Origin of the sequence: Mycobacterium sp. TY814, assembly GCF_030755175.1 — a bacterium.
Classification (GTDB): domain Bacteria; phylum Actinomycetota; class Actinomycetes; order Mycobacteriales; family Mycobacteriaceae; genus Mycobacterium.
In genome coordinates this window covers 2841079-2858380 of record NZ_JAUFRY010000001.1, presented here as the reverse complement: position 1 = coordinate 2858380, position 17302 = coordinate 2841079, and the positions used below count along the sequence as shown (strand labels likewise).

15 protein-coding genes are annotated in these 17302 nt (G+C 65.5%); 7 read left to right on the top strand and 8 right to left on the bottom strand.

Annotated features, from left to right (window positions below; all coding sequences use genetic code 11):
• Window positions 1-60 precede the first annotated feature (60 nt).
• Both QXH22_RS12620 and QXH22_RS12615 read left to right on the top strand, forming a co-directional pair.
• A complete protein-coding gene (locus tag QXH22_RS12620) occupies window positions 61-729 on the top strand; it encodes a DUF998 domain-containing protein (RefSeq protein ID WP_306275751.1) in 669 nt (222 codons plus the stop codon).
• A gap of 86 nt (window positions 730-815) precedes the next feature.
• Entirely contained in the window at window positions 816-1844 is a 1029-nt protein-coding gene (locus QXH22_RS12615) for a fused (3R)-hydroxyacyl-ACP dehydratase subunits HadA/HadB (RefSeq protein WP_306243909.1), read from the top strand.
• A 10-nt stretch (window positions 1845-1854) separates the two neighbouring features.
• On the opposite strand, the gene QXH22_RS12610 is transcribed toward QXH22_RS12615, so the two are convergent.
• Complete coding sequence (locus QXH22_RS12610; RefSeq protein WP_306275749.1) at window positions 1855-2046, bottom strand: DUF4262 domain-containing protein; 192 nt, start codon at window positions 2044-2046, stop codon at window positions 1855-1857.
• 134 nt (window positions 2047-2180) lie between these two features.
• On the opposite strand from QXH22_RS12610, the gene QXH22_RS12605 reads away from it, so the two are divergent.
• The gene (locus QXH22_RS12605) at window positions 2181-3272 is read left to right on the top strand and encodes an aldehyde reductase (RefSeq protein WP_306243913.1); all 1092 of its coding nucleotides are present in this window, start codon (window positions 2181-2183) and stop codon (window positions 3270-3272) included.
• Here the strand turns inward: QXH22_RS12605 and QXH22_RS12600 are convergent.
• Window positions 3269-6547 (bottom strand): LuxR C-terminal-related transcriptional regulator, encoded by a 3279-nt coding sequence (locus QXH22_RS12600; protein ID WP_371934191.1) that lies wholly within the window; start codon window positions 6545-6547, stop codon window positions 3269-3271. The two genes, QXH22_RS12605 and QXH22_RS12600, sit on opposite strands and share 4 nt — an antisense overlap.
• A 154-nt stretch (window positions 6548-6701) precedes the next feature.
• On the opposite strand from QXH22_RS12600, the gene QXH22_RS12595 reads away from it, so the two are divergent.
• On the top strand, window positions 6702-7922 hold the full coding sequence (locus QXH22_RS12595; protein ID WP_306275746.1) for a cytochrome P450: 1221 nt from the start codon (window positions 6702-6704) through the stop codon (window positions 7920-7922).
• Here the strand turns inward: QXH22_RS12595 and QXH22_RS12590 are convergent.
• Entirely contained in the window at window positions 7903-8679 is a 777-nt protein-coding gene (locus tag QXH22_RS12590; protein WP_306243917.1) for an SDR family NAD(P)-dependent oxidoreductase, read from the bottom strand. The genes QXH22_RS12595 and QXH22_RS12590 overlap by 20 nt on opposite strands.
• A 105-nt stretch (window positions 8680-8784) precedes the next feature.
• Between QXH22_RS12590 and QXH22_RS12585 the strand changes: the two genes are divergently transcribed.
• Window positions 8785-9819, top strand: a complete 1035-nt coding sequence (locus QXH22_RS12585) for a zinc-binding dehydrogenase (protein ID WP_306275744.1) — start codon at window positions 8785-8787, stop codon at window positions 9817-9819.
• 22 nt (window positions 9820-9841) lie between these two features.
• On the opposite strand, the gene QXH22_RS12580 is transcribed toward QXH22_RS12585, so the two are convergent.
• Together QXH22_RS12580 and QXH22_RS12575 are read right to left on the bottom strand one after the other, a co-directional pair.
• On the bottom strand, window positions 9842-11056 hold the full coding sequence (locus tag QXH22_RS12580; RefSeq protein ID WP_306275742.1) for a cytochrome P450: 1215 nt from the start codon (window positions 11054-11056) through the stop codon (window positions 9842-9844).
• A gap of 103 nt (window positions 11057-11159) precedes the next feature.
• The gene (locus QXH22_RS12575; protein WP_306243923.1) at window positions 11160-11888 is read right to left on the bottom strand and encodes a hypothetical protein; all 729 of its coding nucleotides are present in this window, start codon (window positions 11886-11888) and stop codon (window positions 11160-11162) included.
• Between the two features lie 108 nt (window positions 11889-11996).
• On the opposite strand from QXH22_RS12575, the gene QXH22_RS12570 reads away from it, so the two are divergent.
• The gene (locus tag QXH22_RS12570) at window positions 11997-12491 is read left to right on the top strand and encodes a TspO/MBR family protein (RefSeq protein ID WP_306275740.1); all 495 of its coding nucleotides are present in this window, start codon (window positions 11997-11999) and stop codon (window positions 12489-12491) included.
• Here the strand turns inward: QXH22_RS12570 and QXH22_RS12565 are convergent.
• A complete protein-coding gene (locus tag QXH22_RS12565; RefSeq protein ID WP_306243927.1) occupies window positions 12481-12996 on the bottom strand; it encodes a hypothetical protein in 516 nt (171 codons plus the stop codon). The two genes, QXH22_RS12570 and QXH22_RS12565, sit on opposite strands and share 11 nt — an antisense overlap.
• A 284-nt stretch (window positions 12997-13280) precedes the next feature.
• On the opposite strand from QXH22_RS12565, the gene QXH22_RS12560 reads away from it, so the two are divergent.
• Window positions 13281-15035, top strand: coding sequence for a PPE family protein (locus QXH22_RS12560; protein WP_306275738.1), 1755 nt, complete (start codon window positions 13281-13283; stop codon window positions 15033-15035).
• Between the two features lie 48 nt (window positions 15036-15083).
• On the opposite strand, the gene QXH22_RS12555 is transcribed toward QXH22_RS12560, so the two are convergent.
• A complete protein-coding gene (locus QXH22_RS12555; RefSeq protein WP_306275736.1) occupies window positions 15084-16502 on the bottom strand; it encodes an FAD-binding oxidoreductase in 1419 nt (472 codons plus the stop codon).
• A complete protein-coding gene (locus tag QXH22_RS12550) occupies window positions 16499-17182 on the bottom strand; it encodes a transporter (protein ID WP_306275734.1) in 684 nt (227 codons plus the stop codon). The genes QXH22_RS12555 and QXH22_RS12550 overlap by 4 nt, the downstream gene beginning before the upstream one ends.
• Window positions 17183-17302: the final 120 nt, after the last annotated feature.

Below are 17302 nucleotides of genomic sequence, written 5' to 3'. Positions count from 1 at the left end.
ACTGGACAGTCTAGTTTTGAGTACTGTACGGTCTAGTTCCATATTGACATGGAGGCCGCCGTGACCAGTACCGATTGCCCACCTCTTGCCGATCGTGTCACGAAGTCTCTGCTCGGCTACGGCGTCATCGCGGGTCCCGTCTATGTGGTGTCGGTCGCCGTTCAGGCGGCGACCCGCGATGGGTACGACCCGACCCGCCACGCCGCCAGTCAGCTCGCTAACGGTGATCTGGGATGGATACAGGTCGCGACGTTCCTGGTCGCCGGCGCGATGACGATCGCCGCGGCCGTCGGCGTCAGGCGGGCACTCGGCCCCGGACGGCGCTCGGCGTGGGCGGCCGGCCTGCTCGGTGGTTACGGGCTGGCCCTGATGGTCGCCTCAGGCTTCCGCGCCGACCCGTCAGACGGGTTTCCGCCCGGCACACCTCCGGGCGTCGGTCACCTCAGCTGGCACGGCATGATGCACTTCGCCGTCGCGGGCGCCGGCTTCCTCTGTCTGGTCGCTTCGTGCTTCGTGCTCGGCGGATGGTTCGCGCAAGTGCCGGGTGCCACTGGGTGGGCCTGGTTCTCACGCGTCACAGGTGCGGTGTTCGCGGGCACCTTCCTCGCGCTGTCTTCCGGAGCCGGCGGTCCGGCTTCGATTCTGGCCTTCACCGCGGCTGTCGTGCTCGCGTGGATCTGGCTGTCGGCGATCTCGGTCCGGCTGTACCGGGGCGTCGGCCAGCCATAGCGGCGGGTTTTGATCGGAGTCGGCGCGCTAGGGTGCTGGGGTCGGCCTCGACCAACAAGCCGATAGAACAGTTGGGCGAAACACTTATGACCACAGCGGCGGAGGCGTCGACGCTCGAATCTCGGGTCGGCCACTACTACCAGATGGATTACACCTACGAGGTGGGCCGCGAGAAGGTACGCGAGTACGCCCGCGCGGTGCAGGACTATCACCCGGCGCACTGGGACGTCGACGCCGCTGCCGAGCTCGGGTATTCGGGTCTGGTCGCCCCGTTGACGTTCACGTCGGTGCCGGGCATGACCTGCAATCGCCGCATGTTCGAGTCCGTTGTCGTCGGCTACGACACCTACCTGCAGACCGAGGAAGTCTTCGAGCAGCACCGCCCGATCGTGGCCGGCGACGAGCTGAGCATCGATGTCGAACTGACGTCCGTGCGCAGGATTGCCGGCCGGGACATGATCACCGTGACCAACACCTACACCGATACGGCCGGCGAGCGGGTGCACACCCTGCACACGACGGTCGTCGGCATCACCGCCGAGGATTTCGATCCGGCTGTCAAGCTGGCCGTGCAGAAAGCGATGATGCACGACGTCAACATCCTCGATACCGGCGAAGCCGATGCCGCCTACGTCAAGACGGTGCGCCCCGAGGGTGAGGTCCGGCTCGCCGAGGACACGGCGCGCACGCCCGGCACGCCGTCCTTCGACGAGCTGAACGTCGGCGACGAACTACCGGTGCGCCACACCACGTTGTCGCGCGGGGACCTGGTGAACTACGCCGGCGTGGCCGGTGACGCCAACCCGATCCACTGGGACGAAACCCTGGCCAAGGCGGCCGGCCTGCCCGACGTCATTGCCCACGGCATGCTCACCATGGGCCTGGGTGCCGGCTTCGCCTCCGCCTGGACCGGCGACCCCGGTGCGGTGACCCGTTACGCGGTGCGGCTGTCGCAGCCCGCCATCGTGTCGGCCATCGAGGGCGCGGACATCGAATTCAGTGGCCGGATCAAGTCTTTGGACCCCGACACCCGCACTGGTGTCATCATCGTCGGTGCAAAGTCCGCCGGACGGAAGATCTTCGGTTTGGCGACGATGAACGTCCGCTTCCGCTGAGGCTGGGTTGTCATCCGGTCAGCGGGGTGCGGACGCCCAGGACCGGTTGCCGGAGCCTGCCGTGGCTCCACCCGCGGTCCCACGGCCAACGGCGGCGATCATCGGTCCAGACCAGTTGAAACGCGCGAATAGGCGCCTCGCGTAACCGAACCGCGAATGTCAGGTGGACAACGGGGTGTTCGACCTCGAATTTCTTTGTCAATGAACGCAACTCGAGGTTTTCGGCGATCGGACCGTCGCATGCCGGGCGACGGGCGCTAGGTCCGCGGGGCCCATCACGCTAGGGTCCGAACAGAAGCATTTTGCAATGCACCCGCAAGAGAGGAACCACCCTCCATGAGCCGATCCTCGACCACCATCGACCCTGCTGCGCCGGTGCTTGTCACGGGCGCCAGCGGCTACATCGGCAGCTGGATCGTGCGTACGGTGCTCGAAGCCGGGCATACCGTCCACGGCACGGTGCGCAATCCGAACAAGACGTCGGGCCTCGAGCATCTGCACAAGCTCTCCGACGACCATCCCGGCCGGTTGAAGCTGTTCAAGGCCGACCTCCTCGAGACCGGCAGTTTCGACGAGGCGATGCAGGGGTGTGAGCTCGTGATGCACACCGCCTCGCCGTTCCTGATCTCCGGCTTCACCGACGCCGAAGAGGCGTTGGTCCGTCCGGCGCTGGAGGGCACCCGCAATGTGCTCGATTCCGTGAACCGCACCGACAGCGTCAAGCGCGTGGTACTGACCAGCAGCGTGGTCGCGATCTACGGCGACGCCCGCGAGTCACAGGATGTCCCGCACGGCGTTTTCACCGAGGAGCACTGGAACACCACCAGCAGTGCCGACCACCAGCCGTACCCCTATTCCAAGACGGTCGCCGAGCGGGAGGCCTGGCGTTACCAGGAGGCACAGGACCGGTGGGACATGGTCACCATTCATCCCGGCTTGGTACTCGGCCCGTCGCTGACCAGTGCCAGCGACTCGGCCAGCCTGAGCACGATGAAGCAGTTCTACGACGGCACCATGCTGGCCGGGGCGCCGGACATGGCCACGGGCCTAGTCGATGTTCGCGATGTTGCACAAGCCCACCTGCTCGCTGGTTTCACCCCGGAGGCGCATGGACGGTACATCACCAACGCCGACACTCTGACCTTCCTGGAAATCGGCAAGGTGCTGCGCCGGGGTTTCGGCCCGTTCTACGCGTTCCCGAGGACGACGGCACCGAAGGTGATCTTCAAGGCCATCGCTCCCGTTGTCGGACTCACCAGAAAATTCATCGACCGCAACGTCGGCTACCCCCTGGCATTCGACAACACCCGCAGCCGCAAGGAGCTGGGTTTGACCTACCGACCGGTCGAGCAGACCATCACCGACCACTTCCAGCAGATGCTCGACGATGGTCTGGTCCACCGCATTCCGGGAATCTCCAAACTCTAGTCGGCATGCGCCGCCGCTTCCTGGATGAGCTGGAAGCGCGAGGAGATGCCCAGCTTGGTGTAGACATGCGTGAGGTGGGCTTGGACCGTTCGCGGTGAAACGAAGAGGCGGGCGGCGATGTCCTTGTTGCCCAGGCCCTCGGTGACCAATCCGACGACGTCGAGTTCGGCCGGGGTCAGGGACTCCCAGCCGCTGGACGCGCGTCGGTGCTCGCCGCGGCCGCGCTGGGCGTAGCTGATCACTTCTTCGGTGGAGAGTGCGGCGCCTTCTGTCCATGCTGCGTCGAAATCTTTCTGGCCCATCGCATCTCGCAGTTTGGTGATCGACGCCTCGCACTCCGCCTGATGGACCTTGAACCGCACCTGGCCGGTACGCCGGCGGCGTGATTCGGCCGCACCGTAAAGCCTTGCCGCTCGCAAATTTTCGACGTCCACGCTCAGACCGGCCAGCACGTCAAGAATATCTGGCAGGTGTAGGTGGACGCCGCTGCTCGCTGCGCAGGCGAGCGCGTCGTGGGCGTCGCGCTCCGCCTGGTCTCGCTGCCCTTGAGTGTCCGCCAGTCGGGCTCGGGCCAATAGTGCCGCCACCCGGTGCCAGCCCGTCGCTACGGCGACGGCTTCGTCGGCCCACAAGCGGGCGTTCGTGAGGTCACCCTGGGCCCGAGCCGCCTCGATGGCATTGAAGCCACGTTGTGCCACTGCCAAATTGGGCTGCGCAACTTTGAGGTAGCGCCAGGCCGCCTCGCTTGCGACCTGAGCTGCCGCAACATCGCCGCCGGCCAGTGCCGCTTGTGCTGACGCCACGTAGCCCAATCCCAGAAAGTACTCGCCGAGACCAGAGACGGACTGCTGCGCAACTTCCCCTGCCGCCGCGGCCGCTTTGACCTCCCCCCGCGCCGCGTGCGCAACACCAAGGCCCATGAGGCCTGACGCCGCGAGAAAGTCATCGTGTGCCGCTTGACAATCGGCTACGGCAGCATCGAAATACGTTACGGCGTCTAACAGATCACCCCGCATCAGTAGGGCCCATCCGAGACTGAGGCGGCACTGTCGCGTGCCGAACCGATCGCCCACGGCAACGGCGAGGGCGTACCCCTCTTCCGCGGTCGCTTGCGCCGCGGCCGGGTCACCCTGCATGACAGCCGTATTCGACTGCTGGGCAAGGATTTGGCTCAGCCTCCATTGATCATCGATTGCGCGCGCGAGTCCAACCGCCTCGGCGTAGTACGTCGTCGCCGCGTCGGCGTCGTAGAGGTAGCCTGCGACGATGCCGCACGCCATCAAGACCCTAGCCAGCAGGGCCGGATCGTCAAGTTCACGTGCGACATCCAGCGCCCGCTGAGCGGGCGCCACACTGTAACCGACAAAAGTGGCAAGCACGGCCTTGTCAGCCAGGGCGCGGGCCAGCGTCGCGGCTTCGACCCCTGGGGGGTCCGCGCCGTCGGTGAGCGCGGCGTCGAACCACGCGTATCCTTCCAGGATCCGACCGCGGCTGTGCCACAACGGTTGCAGTGATGACGCGAGCTCCAGCGCCCGCCCTTTGTCGGAGTTCTCGAGGCTCCAGCCGAATGCGCCTTGAAGGTTGTCGATCTCGGTTTCGACCTGCTCAATGCGCTGCTCGTAGTCAGTGCGTCCAGGTGCATCGAGCAAGCCGGCCATCGCGGTGTAGTAGTCGCGGTGGCGATAGCGAATTTCGTCGCCCTCTCCCGATTCACCGAGCTTCTCGAGTGCGTACTGCCGCACCGTCTCTAGCAACCGGTAACGCATTCGGCCACCAGTGTTTTCGGCCACGACGAGTGATTTCTCGACGAGAAGCGTGAGCTGATCCATCACTTGATGACGCTCCATGTCCCCGGTACTGGCGACTGTCTGAGCTGCCTCGAGGTCAAATCCGCCCAGGAATACCGCGAGTCGGCGGAAGAGCACCCGTTCAGGTTCGGTCAGCAGCGCGTGCGACCATTCCACCGAAGCGCGTAACGTCTGCTGACGCCGGACGGCGGTACGCGATCCGCCGGTCAGCAAGCGGAAGCGATCGTGCAGTCCGTCGAGGATCTCGGTCAAGGACAGACTGCGCACCCGGGCCGCTGCCAGTTCGATCGCCAGAGGCATGCCGTCAAGGCGGGCACAGATCTCGGCGATTACGTGGTCGTCGCTGACGCTGAAGCCGGCCCGTGCAAGTCGGGCCCGGTCGGTGAACAACGCGATGGCATCGTCGGCCAGCGCCAGAGATGGGACCTGCCAGGTCGCTTCACCGGTCACTCCGAGCGGTTCGCGACTCGTAGCTATCACCGTGATACCCGCTGCGGCCGAGAGCATTTCGGTGACCAGGCGAGCGCTGGCATCGAGTAGGTGCTCGCAATTGTCCAGGACAATCAGCATCTGCCGCTCGCCGATGAACCGCAGCAGCGTGTCCATCGTGGACCGGCCCGGTTGGTCCGGTAGCCGCAGCGCACGTGCCGCCGTCACCGTCACGACATCGGGATGGGTGATCGGGGCCAGGTCGACGTAGCAGACGCCGTCGCGGAACCCGCCCGCCAGCTCGGCCGCAACATGTATGGCGAGCCTCGTCTTGCCCACACCCCCGGCCCCGGTCAGCGTGACCAACCGCGCGGCAGCCAAGGCTTCTCGGAGGCTCGCTATTTCCGCTTGGCGCCCAATGAAACTCGTCAGCTGCGGTGGGAGATTATGGGTGCGGCTCGGGCCTTCGGTGCGTAGCGGCGGAAAGTCATTACGCAGGTCGGGATGAGACAGCTGCACCACCCGTTCGGGCCGCGGCAGACCGCGCAGGACATGGCTGCCGAGATCGGTCAACCATGCCTCGGCCGGGAGTTGGTCGACGACCAATTCGCTGGTCGTGGCCGACAATACGGTCTGGCCGCCGTGGCCGAGGTCGCGCAACCGTGCGGTGCGGTTGATCGCCGGTCCGACGTAGTTGCCTTCGTCGCGCAGTCGCACCTCGCCGGTGTGAATGCCGATGCGCAGCTTGATCGGCGCCAGCGGCGCCCGCTGCAGCTCGACAGCGCAGGCCACGGCATCCGACGCGCGGGCAAATGCGATGACGAAACTGTCGCCCTCACCCTGCTCGACCGGCCGGACCCCGTCGTGAGCGGTAACCGCGTCGGAGACCGACTGGTCCAGGCGGGCGATGGCCGCGACCATGGCGTCGGGCTCGGTCTCCCAGAGTTGTGTTGAGCTTTCGACGTCAGCCAGTAGCAACGTCACCGTTCCGGTTGGCAGCTCGCTCATGCCTACGTCGCTCCAGTCGATTTCGCTCATGGTAGCCAGCGTGCTCGGCCAGTTGGCGCAAAACATCCGCCAATTGGCTAATGCGGTGACCGCTGCGGCATCGACACGTACGCGTCTGCACACGTGTCGGATTTCGGCATCTTGGCCGATGCCCGGTGAGCGGCTCCCGCCGAAAGTCAACGCCATGACCATGGACCTTGAGATACCGGCGATCTGCTACGACGATGCTCCGGACCCCGAGACAGCTCACCGCATCCTTCGATCGGCGCGGCAGCAGTCACCGATCGCAATGAGCCCCTACGGCCCCGAGGTTCTCACCTATGACCTGGTGCGCACCGTCCTGCGCGACACCCGCTTCGCCATGCCGCAGGGCGCCGGCCTCGTGGTGCAGGGCATCACGTCCGGACCGGTTTGGGACCGGGTGACGAAACTTCTGATCAGCCTCGACGGCGCTGAACACCACCGGCTGCGCCGACTGGTGTCACGTGCCTTCACTCCCCGCGCGGCGGAACGCATGCGCGCGGCGTGCGTCGAGGTCATGACCGAACTCGTCGATGCCTGCCCGGCCGGCCGCTGCGACGTCGTCGCGGACCTGGCCCGCCCCTTCCCGGTGCCGATCATCTGCGCGCTTCTCGGTGCACCACGCGCCGACTGGCACCTGTTCTCCCGCTGGGCGGACGACGTCAGCAAGGCCTTCGGCGTCAACGTCGCCGAGCAGGCGCCGGCGATTCTGCGGGCCTGGGAACAACTCGAGTCCTACGTCGAGGGCCTGATCGCCGCGCGGCGACAGTGCCTGACCGATGACCTGATCTCTGAACTGATCCGCGTCGAGGACGACGGCGAACACCTGACGCACGACGAGCTGGTCAACCTGGTCGTGATTCTGCTGAACGCCGGCACCGACACGACCCGCAATCAGTTGGCCGCGGCCGTGCAGGTGCTGGCGGATCATCCGGACCAATGGACGCTGCTGGCCGAGAACCCGCAGTTGGCCCCGCAAGCCGTCGAGGAACTCATCCGGCACACCCCGATCGCCCTCACCACCGTCCGCGTCGCCACCCAAGACGTCGAACTCGACGGCTTTCTCATCCCGGCCGGGACGTGCGTCATGGCGAACACGGCTTCGGCCAATCGGGACCCCGCCGTCTACGACGATCCCGACCGCCTCGACATCACCCGCACCGCGCCGCCGCCGATCCTCACGTTCGGCGGCGGCGTCCACTACTGCCTCGGGGCGCACCTGGCCCGAGTCGAGCTCGTCGAGGCGCTGCGGGTGATAACCAGCCGCATCCGGCGACCGCGCCGGATCGGTATTGTGCCATGGAAGCCCATGGTCGGAATATCCGGTCCGACAACGCTTTTGATGGAATTCGATCCGGTAGGACCTACTTCGGTGGCATCCTGATGCCGCCGTCGACGCGGACCACCTCGGCGTTCATGTACGAGTTGGTGATCAGTTCGATGACCATGGAGGCCAATTCGTCGGGCTTGCCCAGGCGGTGCGGGAACAACACCGATTGACCCAGCTTCGCCTTGAATGCCTCGGAGTGTTCGCCCTCGCCGTAGATCGGGGTGTCGATGAGGCCGGGCGCGACGGTGTTGACGCGAATGCCGACCGCGGACAGGTCGCGTGCCACCGGCAGGGTCAGGCCGACGACGCCGCCCTTGGAGGACGAGTAGGCCGCCTGACCGATCTGGCCGTCGAAGGCGGCGACGCTGGTCATGTTCACGATGGCGCCGCGCTCGCCGCTCTCGGTGGGCTCGTTGCGACTCATCGCCGTCGCGGCCAATCGAATGCAGTCGAAGGTGCCCACCAGGTTGATCGCGAGCACCTTCTTGTAGGCGTCCAGGTTGTGTGCGGAGGCGAACTCGCCGTCCTTGCCGATGGTGCGCTGGGCCCAGCCGACGCCGGCGGAATTGACCAGCGCCCGCAGCGGGCCGAGGTCGGTCGCCGTGTTCACGGCGTCCTCGATCTGCTCGGTGTTCGTCACGTCGACGCTGACGAACACCCCGCCGATCTCGTGCGCGAGTTCCTGCCCGCGTTCTGCCTGCAAGTCGGCGACAACGACTCGGGCACCCTTGGCGGCGAGTTGACGGGCGGTCGCGGCCCCAATACCCGAGGCCCCACCGGTGACGATTGCGCTAGCTCCATTGATATCCACGTGAGCACAGTACGTCACTCGCGGATGGCTCCTCCGTGCCTGATCTGCATCCATAACCGAACGGAGCTTGCCCCGGACACCCGTTGCGCATAATCTCCCGGGCACATGAGCTCTGTGCCATTGAGTCCCAGCATCCAGCAGGTTCGCATCCATTCGCCGGGGACGGTGTCGCTGGATTGCGTCGAGCTGCCGCCCTGCGGGCCGCGGGACGCGCTGGTCGAAGTCCACGCCTGCGGTATCTGCGGCAGCGACCTCAGCTACATCCGCCTCGGCGGTCTGGCCGGACCGGGCGGCGCGCCCATGCCGCTCGGGCACGAGTTCTCCGGCGTAGTGCGAGAGGTCGGCGCGGAGGTCACCGGCGTGGCGCCCGGACAGCGGGTCGTCGTCCATCCCGGCAACGACGTGTCGGGACGAATCGGTGGCGGCAGCGCGGCCGGCGGGCTGGCCGACGTGGTGCTGGTCCGGGATGCCGCCGCTGGCGAACGGCTCTTCCCGATTCCCGATGGCATGCCGATGGACGTCGCCGCGCTCGCCGAACCGGTCGCGGTAGGCATGCACGCCGCCGAGCAGGCTGACGTCGCTCCGGGCGACAAAGTCGCGGTATTCGGTTGCGGCCCAATCGGTTTAGCTGCTATCGCCGCGCTGGCCGACCGCGGCGTAAGCGGCATCGTCGGGGTGGACCCGTCGGCGGAGCGCCGCCGTCTGGCCGAGAGTCTCGGTGCGTCGGCGTCGATCGATCCCAACGACACCAAGGTCTGGCGGGAACTGCGGCGCTTGCACGGCACCCGGTCGCTGACCTATGGACACGCCCCTGCGACGGACGCTTTCATCGAGGCAACCGGGTCGGATGCGGTGCTGACCGAACTCATCGACCGGGCCGGTCCCGGCGCGCGGATCAGTGTCGTGGCCCTGCATTACGCGCCGGTGCCGGTCAATTTCCTCAGCGTCCTGATGAAGGAGCTGACGATCCGCGGCTCGATGGAGTACCCGACCCGGTTCGGTGACGCCGTCGACCTGCTGGCCCGCCGGGATCTCTCGGCTCTGATCACTCACCGATTCCCGCTGGGCAGTGTCGACGCGGCACTGCAACTGCTCACCGAGAGCCGCGAGTGCGGCAAGGTGATGGTGACCGTTTCCTGACGCGAGGGGGGCTGGCCGGCCCTTACTTGTAGGTCAGATGCAGGTACTCGCGACGGCGTGCGAGCACACTGGGCAACCACGGACCAACCTCGGCGGCATCGATCCATTCGGTGCGCTCCAAGAGCATCCGCAGCACGGTGACCGCTTCCAGCCGGGCCAGCGGCGCGCCCAGGCAGAAGTGAATACCTTTGCCGAAACTCATGTGCCCCTTGCTGATTCGACGATCCAACCGGAAGTCGTCAGGGTTCTCGAAATGGTCGGGGTCACGGTTGGCCGCACCCCACAGCAGCAGCACCCGGGAATCCTGGGGCAGTGCGGTGCCCGCCAGTTCGGTGTCGGCCAGAACGTGGCGATAGTGCGCCCGGAACGGCGGCTCGAGCCGCAGCGTCTCCTCGATGAACACCCCGAGCAGATCCGGCTGGGCGCGCAGCTGCTTCTGCAGGTCGGCGTCGGTGGCCAGGATCGCCATCGCGGTGCCCAACAGCGATGCCGTCGACTCGCCGCCGGCGCTGAACAACGAGACCAGGATCAACAGCGCGGTGAAGGTGTCGAGGTCGCCCGCCGCGCAGGCCCTGGCCAGCACGCCCATCAAGTCGTCACCCGGGTTGGTCGCGGCCACCTGCTGGCGCGTTGAGATGTAGGCGCTGAGCTCGCTGATGGCGGACATGGACGCGGCCAGTTCGTCGGTGGACATCAGGCCGTCGAGAAGTTGGGTGCTGGCACAACCCCATCGCGCCAGCTGGTCGGCGTCGGCTTCGGGGACACCGATCAGTTCGGCGACAACCATCATCGGCAAACGGTTCGCGATGGCGTCCATCCACTCGACGGCACCGTCATCGGTCTCCGCAGCCCAGAGACTCTCGAATATCTCAGCGATCAGCGGCTGCAGCGACTGCACACGCTTGGCCGTGAACTGCCCGAGCATCAACTTGCGGTGTGCGGCGTGTACGGGGTCGTCGGCGGTGACCAGGATGTGGGTGCGCCCGCCCACGCCGTCCATCGGGAACGGGACGACCCCTTCGTCTGACCGGAAGGTCATCGTCGCCGTCAGGTTTGAGGAGAAGACCTCGGGCCGGTTCACCACGTCGGTGATCGCCGGCCAACTACTGACCAGGTAGAAGGCCGAATCGCCGACGCGGTGAACCCCGCCGTCGTTCCGCAGCCGGGCGTACAGGGGGTACGGATCCTGAATTGCCGCGTCGCCGAAAAAGTCGACGGGATCGATGCTGGCGGTCATGGCGTGGACGGTAGCAACTCGGGGGCTATGTCGTCCGACCCTTGCGCAACATTAGCTCCGGTGACGGTGGTGAGTCAGCGGGCGAGTCCGAGGAGAGGCGCCCTCAGCCCTTGGCTGACTCTTCGATGGCTTCCTGGTCCACGGTCCGCTTCGCACGCACAGCCGTCCGCGTCGCCCGCCGCCGCGGAAGGCGTTCGGAGATGCCGCTCAGCGAGTTGACCATCCTGTTCATGGTGTCGACCGCGGCCTCGAGTGTGTCGGCGGTAGGCGTCAACCTCTCGACGGCGGGCGACAACCGACTCAAGATTTCCGCCGTCTCGGCGAACTGTTCCAGAGGTCCATTCTTTGCCAGCAGCGTGTCGATGATGCCGTCCTCGGCGAACAACCGCTCGACAATGCCGTCCTCGGCGAACATCCGCTCTAACGGCCCGTCCTTGGCGAGCAGCCGATCTGCGAGCCCACCGGGCTCCAGGATCCGTTCCAGCGCACTGCCTTCGACGGTGATCCGGTCGAGTAATCCGCCGGGCGCGGTCAACAGGTCGACGACACCACCTTCCCGCATCAGCTTGTCGGCCGGGCCGCCGCGGACCAGGGCGCGCCCCATCGCCCGGTCATTCTCGGTCAACTCGGCAACGCGATTGGCACCGACGAGTGCGCCCCGCAGCGGAAAGAGGTCGGTGATCGGGTCGACCGTCTTCGGGCCATCCTCACCCAGGGCCTCTTTCACACTCCCGAGCGCCATGGCCGCGGCGGCGAGTCCGGCGTCGGCCACCGCGACGCCGGCCCGCACAGGCACTGCTGCTACGTCGGCGATGAGCTTGGTGATGTTCACGCGGAAAGTGTATGGCTCGGTGCCGTCTCCGTGGGCAATCCCGGCAAAGGGATCGGTGGTTCCATCACCCGGCCTTCGGCGGCCGAACGCAGTCGCTACCGTGGTCGCATGGTAGATGTCGCCAACCGCGGGGGCGCCAGGAACGTCGTCGCACTCGGCTTGTCCTTGCTCGTGGTGGCACTCACCTCCGCGGTGGGTGGGCTGACCGCCGCCAACAGCGCCGAACAGTACGGCCGGCTGAAGCAGCCGTCCTGGGCACCCCCGTCCTGGTTGTTCGGGCCGGTATGGACCACCCTCTATGTGCTGATGGCGGTGGCGGCCTGGTTGGTGTGGCGCAGTGGGCCCATCAGCGCAACGCGGCGTGCTCTGGGCGCCTACTGCGGACAGCTGGCCCTCAACGCCGCCTGGACCCCCTTGTTTTTCGGGCTCGGCTGGCGCGGCGTGGCATTGATCGACATCACCATTCTGTGGGTCTTATTGGTGGCTACTGTCGTGCTGTTCTTTCGCCGCAGCGCCGTCGCCGGATGGCTATTGGTGCCTTACCTTCTCTGGACTACGTTCGCCCTCTGCCTGAATTTCGCTGTGTGGCAACTCAATAACTGACCAGTCCGGCATGACTGCGGGCAGCCGCGCACGCAGCCTGCGCATCGTTCTTGTGGTCGAAGCACTGATCAACGCCAGGACCTTCGGCGAACCATTCCCCGGTATCAAGCCTGCCGACAACATAACCGCCGGAGCTGTACACGCCCGACTCGACGCGCTTCCAACTCATCGTGCCCGCCGCGGCTCGCAGCCAATCGGTGAGCACCCGCACAGGGTTGCCGCTTTCCGCAGCGACTACTGAGCGAAAGTCCGCCTCTGCGCCGTCGATCGCGTATGCCATCATCATCCAGCCGAGGTCATCCATTTCGATCACGAGCATCAAATTGCCGACGCGTATCGCACCGTCCCCGTCGACGCACCACGGCTCCCCGAGTCCACCACTGGCTTTGACGGCATCGCGCACGATGTCGACGGAGCGAGGGATTCCTGCGCGGGGAGGATCGCGGTGCGGAGCGAGCCAGTCCAGGTAGTTATCGTCGTCTTCCCGGAACACCCTGGCTGCCATCATTACTCCTCTCCGGACCCCTGAAACCCGGCCTCGAAACAGGCCCGTAGCTTAAACCCGCCCTCTGACAAGTCGAGACGGCTTGTGGCGCGATGCCGGTGTCATCGGAGGGCCGGGGTGCGCCGGCCCAAACTAAGAAGCCAGGGCAGAAAGTCGAGTACCCCACTACTCAGTCAGAGTTGAGCACCCTACCGAAGACTCCGGGTCACAGTCGCATCGTGTCGACGGAAACCATTGCGGCACCGCTTTCGACGGGTGCGGCCGGAAGTGATGGGGGTTCTACCGTGACTAGTTTTCTGACGGCTCCGCCGGAAACCATTTCCGCTCTGCTTCTGACGGGTCCGGGATCGGCGCCGATGGCAGCGGCGAGTGGCGCCTACGCCTCCCTGGCCGAGGCTTTGGAGGAGCTGGCCGGGTCCTTTTCCTCGGTGATCACCAGGGTGACGGGCGAGGCATGGGCGGGCCCAGCCGCGACGGCGATGGTGAATGCCGCCGCTCCGTACACGGCGTACTTGAGTGAGGCCGCAAGCCACGCTGCTGGAGCCTCCCGCGCAGCGGAGATGGTGAGCAGCGCGTTCGATTCCGCGCGGGCCGCGATAGTGCATCCGTTGTCAATCTTGGCCAACCGCAGAGCATTTGGGCAGCTGGTTCGGTCAAATTGGTTCGGGCTGCTCACGCCGACGATCATGGCCGCCGAGGCACAGTACGAAGCGATGTGGGCCACCGATGTTGAAGCGATGCTCAGCTATCACGCCGGAGCGGTGGCCGCGGCGGAGCAATTACCAAGCGCACTGGCGCAAGTCGTCCAGAACCTGCCCAACGTGGGTTTCGGGAACAAAGGCAACGGCAACATCGGCAGCGGTAACACCGGCTCGGGGAACATCGGGATGGGAAACAGCGGCGACGGAAACAGCTCGCTCACGTCCGCGCAGTCGGGTCACAACAACGTCGGTGGTGGCAACCAGGGCAACAGCAACGTCGGCGCCGGCAATGTCGGTGTCGGCAACTGGGGCTTCGGCAACAATGGGAACGGGAACATCGGCTTCGGTAATGGCGGCCCGGCCGATTTGAACAATCCCGACCTGTACACCTTCCACGCGGGCCGAGGCAGCAACAACATCGGCATGGGTAACACCGGTAACGGCAACGTCGGCCTGGGCAACAGCGGCGAGGGGAACGTGGGCGGCGGGAACACCGGCAGCGGAAATGTCGGGGCCGGGAACTCCGGCACCGGCAACTTCGGGTTCGGCAATACCGGTAATAACAACATTGGCATCGGCCTCACCGGCGACAACCAGGTGGGTATCAACTTGGCAGGGCTGCTCAACTCCGGCAACGGCAATATCGGCTTCGGCAATTCCGGCCACAACAACGTCGGCTTCTTCAACTCCGGCGACGGCAACGTCGGCATGTTCAGCTCCGGCACAAACACCGTATTTCCCGGACAGCTCAACAGCCTTGGCGTCGGTAACTCTGGCACCGGCAACCTCGGAGTGGGCAACGCGGGCGCCGGCAACGCCGGCTTCTGGAACTCCGGTCTGTTGAACACCGGCTTCGGTAACGGCGGGTCGATCAACACCGGTGCCCTCAACGGGAACAACGTCAATACCGGATTCCTCAATTCAGGGGAGACCAACACCGGCTGGGGCAATTCCGGTCACTCCAATACCGGCGCGTGGAATGCCGGCACCTTGAACACCGGTTTCGGCAGCGCCATCGATCAGGGATCAGTGGCCGTCGGCGCGACGGGCAACTCGGGGTTCGGCAACAACGCTCGCGGCGGAGCCTCGGGATTCGGCAACAGCGCCGACCCGCAGGCCTGGTTTGAGAGCGGAAGCATGTCGGGATTCTTCAACACGGCCAGCGGGGGCGGGATCATCAACGGGGTGAGCTCGGGCTTCTTCAACACCGGCCTCACCGGCGCCATCGGCGGCTTCCCGGCGGGCTGGTTCAGCGGCTTCAACTCGGGTCTTTTCAATTCCGGCATCGGCAATTCGTTCATGTTCAGTCTGAGCAAGCTGGCGATCCGCCCGAGCTGACCGTGGGCAGGCGCCCAGCGTCGCCCCTCGTTTCCATTTGCCGTAACACTACTGCGGGTAGTTTGCCGGAGGTAGAAGCGTTGTCGGCGTGGACATTTCGACAACAGCCACCGACTCAGGTTCAGCACACCGGGCGGCAGCGCGACGGGCGTTGCGTTTGCTGCCGTTGAACAGATCGCAGAGGCGGTCCACCGCCCAGACGGTGCGCAGTCCGAGCCGGCCCAGCATCACGAAGGGAGGAAACTTGGGCTCGTCCTTCCAGATGCCCTGAAGATCCTCGTGCCGCTTTCCGTCGACGATCAGGTCCGCGATGAGCGACCCGACGTACGGCGCCTGGGTCAGCCCATGACCGTTGCACGCGAGCATGTAGAAGACATTGTCGCCGAGCTGTCCGGCAATCGAAAGCCAGGACGAGGTGATCGCGATCCAGCCTCCCCATGCCCGCGCGACTCGCACGTCGGCCAGGGAAGGAAACCGCGTCGCGAAAGCGGTAGCGAGTTCCTTGACGAGCCCCGGATCGGGCGCCTTCACCGGGAGCGGGTACTTCTTGCCGCGCTCGAGGCGTCGGACGCCGAACACTATGGTGTTGCGCTCGGTGAGGCGGTAGTTCTCCATGATCTGGTGTTGCGTCACCACTCCCGACCGGCTGCTCCATCCCAGTGCGGCGAGGCGCTCCGGCGCGATCGGCTCCGTTTCCACCTCGATGATCCACGCGGGCACCGAAAGACGCTTGGGAGTGATGTCCCACTCGCCGGAGTAGGCGTTCGTCGCGAGCACTACCTTGTTCGCACGAACTGTGCCACGAGGGGTCGAGATCACGACCTTTCCGCCGTCTCGCCAGACATCGGTGACCTTGGTCTGCTCGAATACCCGAGCCGATGTCGACAACAGCGCACGCCGGACACCGCGGCTCAACTTGCCGGGATTCAACATCCCACCAACGCCCTCGCGCATCCCCCCGACGAACGCGCGAGGAATCCCCAGCTCCTCGCTCGTGCCGACATGTCCACGGCCGCCCGCGCCCCTCAGAATCGCGGCGCAGGCACGGACTCGAAGCATCTGGACGCGCGACACTGCGCCGAACACCATCCCGTTGGGCTCGTAATCGCAGTCGATGTCGTGGTCCCGGATCAGGCCTTCGGCGAACTGTGCCGCGTTGTCGGCCAGCCGGACCATGCCCGGAATCTGGTTGGGGTAGAAGAGCTTGAGCAGCCGCAGGTCCCCACCCGGCGCGCCCGCGATCTGTCCGCCATTGCGGGAGCTGGACCCGTAACCGCAGAACTCCGCCTCCAAGAGCACCACATCCTGCTGGCGCTCGGCGAGCCGAAGTGCCGTCGCCATGCCGCCCATACCGCCACCGATCACTGCGACATCACACGTGAGGTCGCCGATCAGGGCGGGCCGGACGTCGGTGGGCGGGTCGATCCAGCCGCTGAAGGTGCTGTACTCCACTTCGTCGATTGTCATGACAGCGCACTCACTTTCTGTGTCGGTTCAACATCTGTCGTCAGGTGGGCGTGCAGCGCGCGGTACGCGAGGTAGTAGACGACGCCCTGGGCTCCCCACGTGGCAAGCGCGGCGGTGTAGAAGAACGTGCGGTTCTCGTCGTCGAAGGCGAAGGGGAAGAAGTCATAGGTGATCGCAATGGCGGTCGCCGCGGCGGTGACAGACGCCGCCCAGATGGCCAGTCGTTTTTCGCCAATGCCCCAGAGCCGCACGACGAAGTAGGTGAGGAACACCGTGGTCAGCAGGTTGACCACGACGTAGAACGTCGCCGGTATGACGTGGAGTGTCTCGTCGTGGAACTTCCGGAGGCACAGGCCGGCGGCGACGGCGAGTCCGAAGACGCCGATTTCGACGGCAATGGTCGGCTTGTAGCGGTGCGTAACCACCATGAGCCCCAATACCAGGATGAGCGTGAAGCCGACCGACCGTGAGAACGCGTCGAGGAAGAACGAAATCTGGAAGGGGATGCCTGCGGTTGCACCGAGTAGCGACCCAACCAGGAAGTTGGTGGCTGATATCCCGACGACAAAACATTCCAGGCCGAGCAGGTAGTTGCCGTAATTCCGGATGAATTTCCACCCGAGGAAATAGCCGACGACAACCAACCAGACATTGGCGATGAGGAAGACGTATTCCTTCATTGCCGCGACTCCTTTCGCAGTGCAGTTGGCTCAACTGTCGCCAGCCGCAATCGCAGTCACAACGACAGCGCGCACCTGCTTTGGCGATGGGAGGTGCACGTTGCACCCGTCGCTTCTCCT

Excerpts from the sequence above, each read along its gene's own strand:
- QXH22_RS12580 (WP_306275742.1), bottom strand. The coding sequence starts at position 11,056 with ATGACCGCCAGCATCGATCCCGTCGACTTTTTCGGCGACGCGGCAATT.
- QXH22_RS12585 (WP_306275744.1), top strand. The coding sequence starts at position 8,785 with ATGAGCTCTGTGCCATTGAGTCCCAGCATCCAGCAGGTTCGCATCCAT.
- QXH22_RS12555 (WP_306275736.1), bottom strand. The coding sequence starts at position 16,502 with ATGACAATCGACGAAGTGGAGTACAGCACCTTCAGCGGCTGGATCGAC.
- QXH22_RS12605 (WP_306243913.1), top strand. The coding sequence starts at position 2,181 with ATGAGCCGATCCTCGACCACCATCGACCCTGCTGCGCCGGTGCTTGTC.
- QXH22_RS12565 (WP_306243927.1), bottom strand. The coding sequence starts at position 12,996 with ATGGCAGCCAGGGTGTTCCGGGAAGACGACGATAACTACCTGGACTGG.
- QXH22_RS12600 (WP_371934191.1), bottom strand. The coding sequence starts at position 6,547 with ATGAGCGAAATCGACTGGAGCGACGTAGGCATGAGCGAGCTGCCAACC.
- QXH22_RS12570 (WP_306275740.1), top strand. The coding sequence starts at position 11,997 with ATGGTAGATGTCGCCAACCGCGGGGGCGCCAGGAACGTCGTCGCACTC.
- QXH22_RS12550 (WP_306275734.1), bottom strand. The coding sequence starts at position 17,182 with ATGAAGGAATACGTCTTCCTCATCGCCAATGTCTGGTTGGTTGTCGTC.
- QXH22_RS12615 (WP_306243909.1), top strand. The coding sequence starts at position 816 with ATGACCACAGCGGCGGAGGCGTCGACGCTCGAATCTCGGGTCGGCCAC.
- QXH22_RS12595 (WP_306275746.1), top strand. The coding sequence starts at position 6,702 with ATGACCATGGACCTTGAGATACCGGCGATCTGCTACGACGATGCTCCG.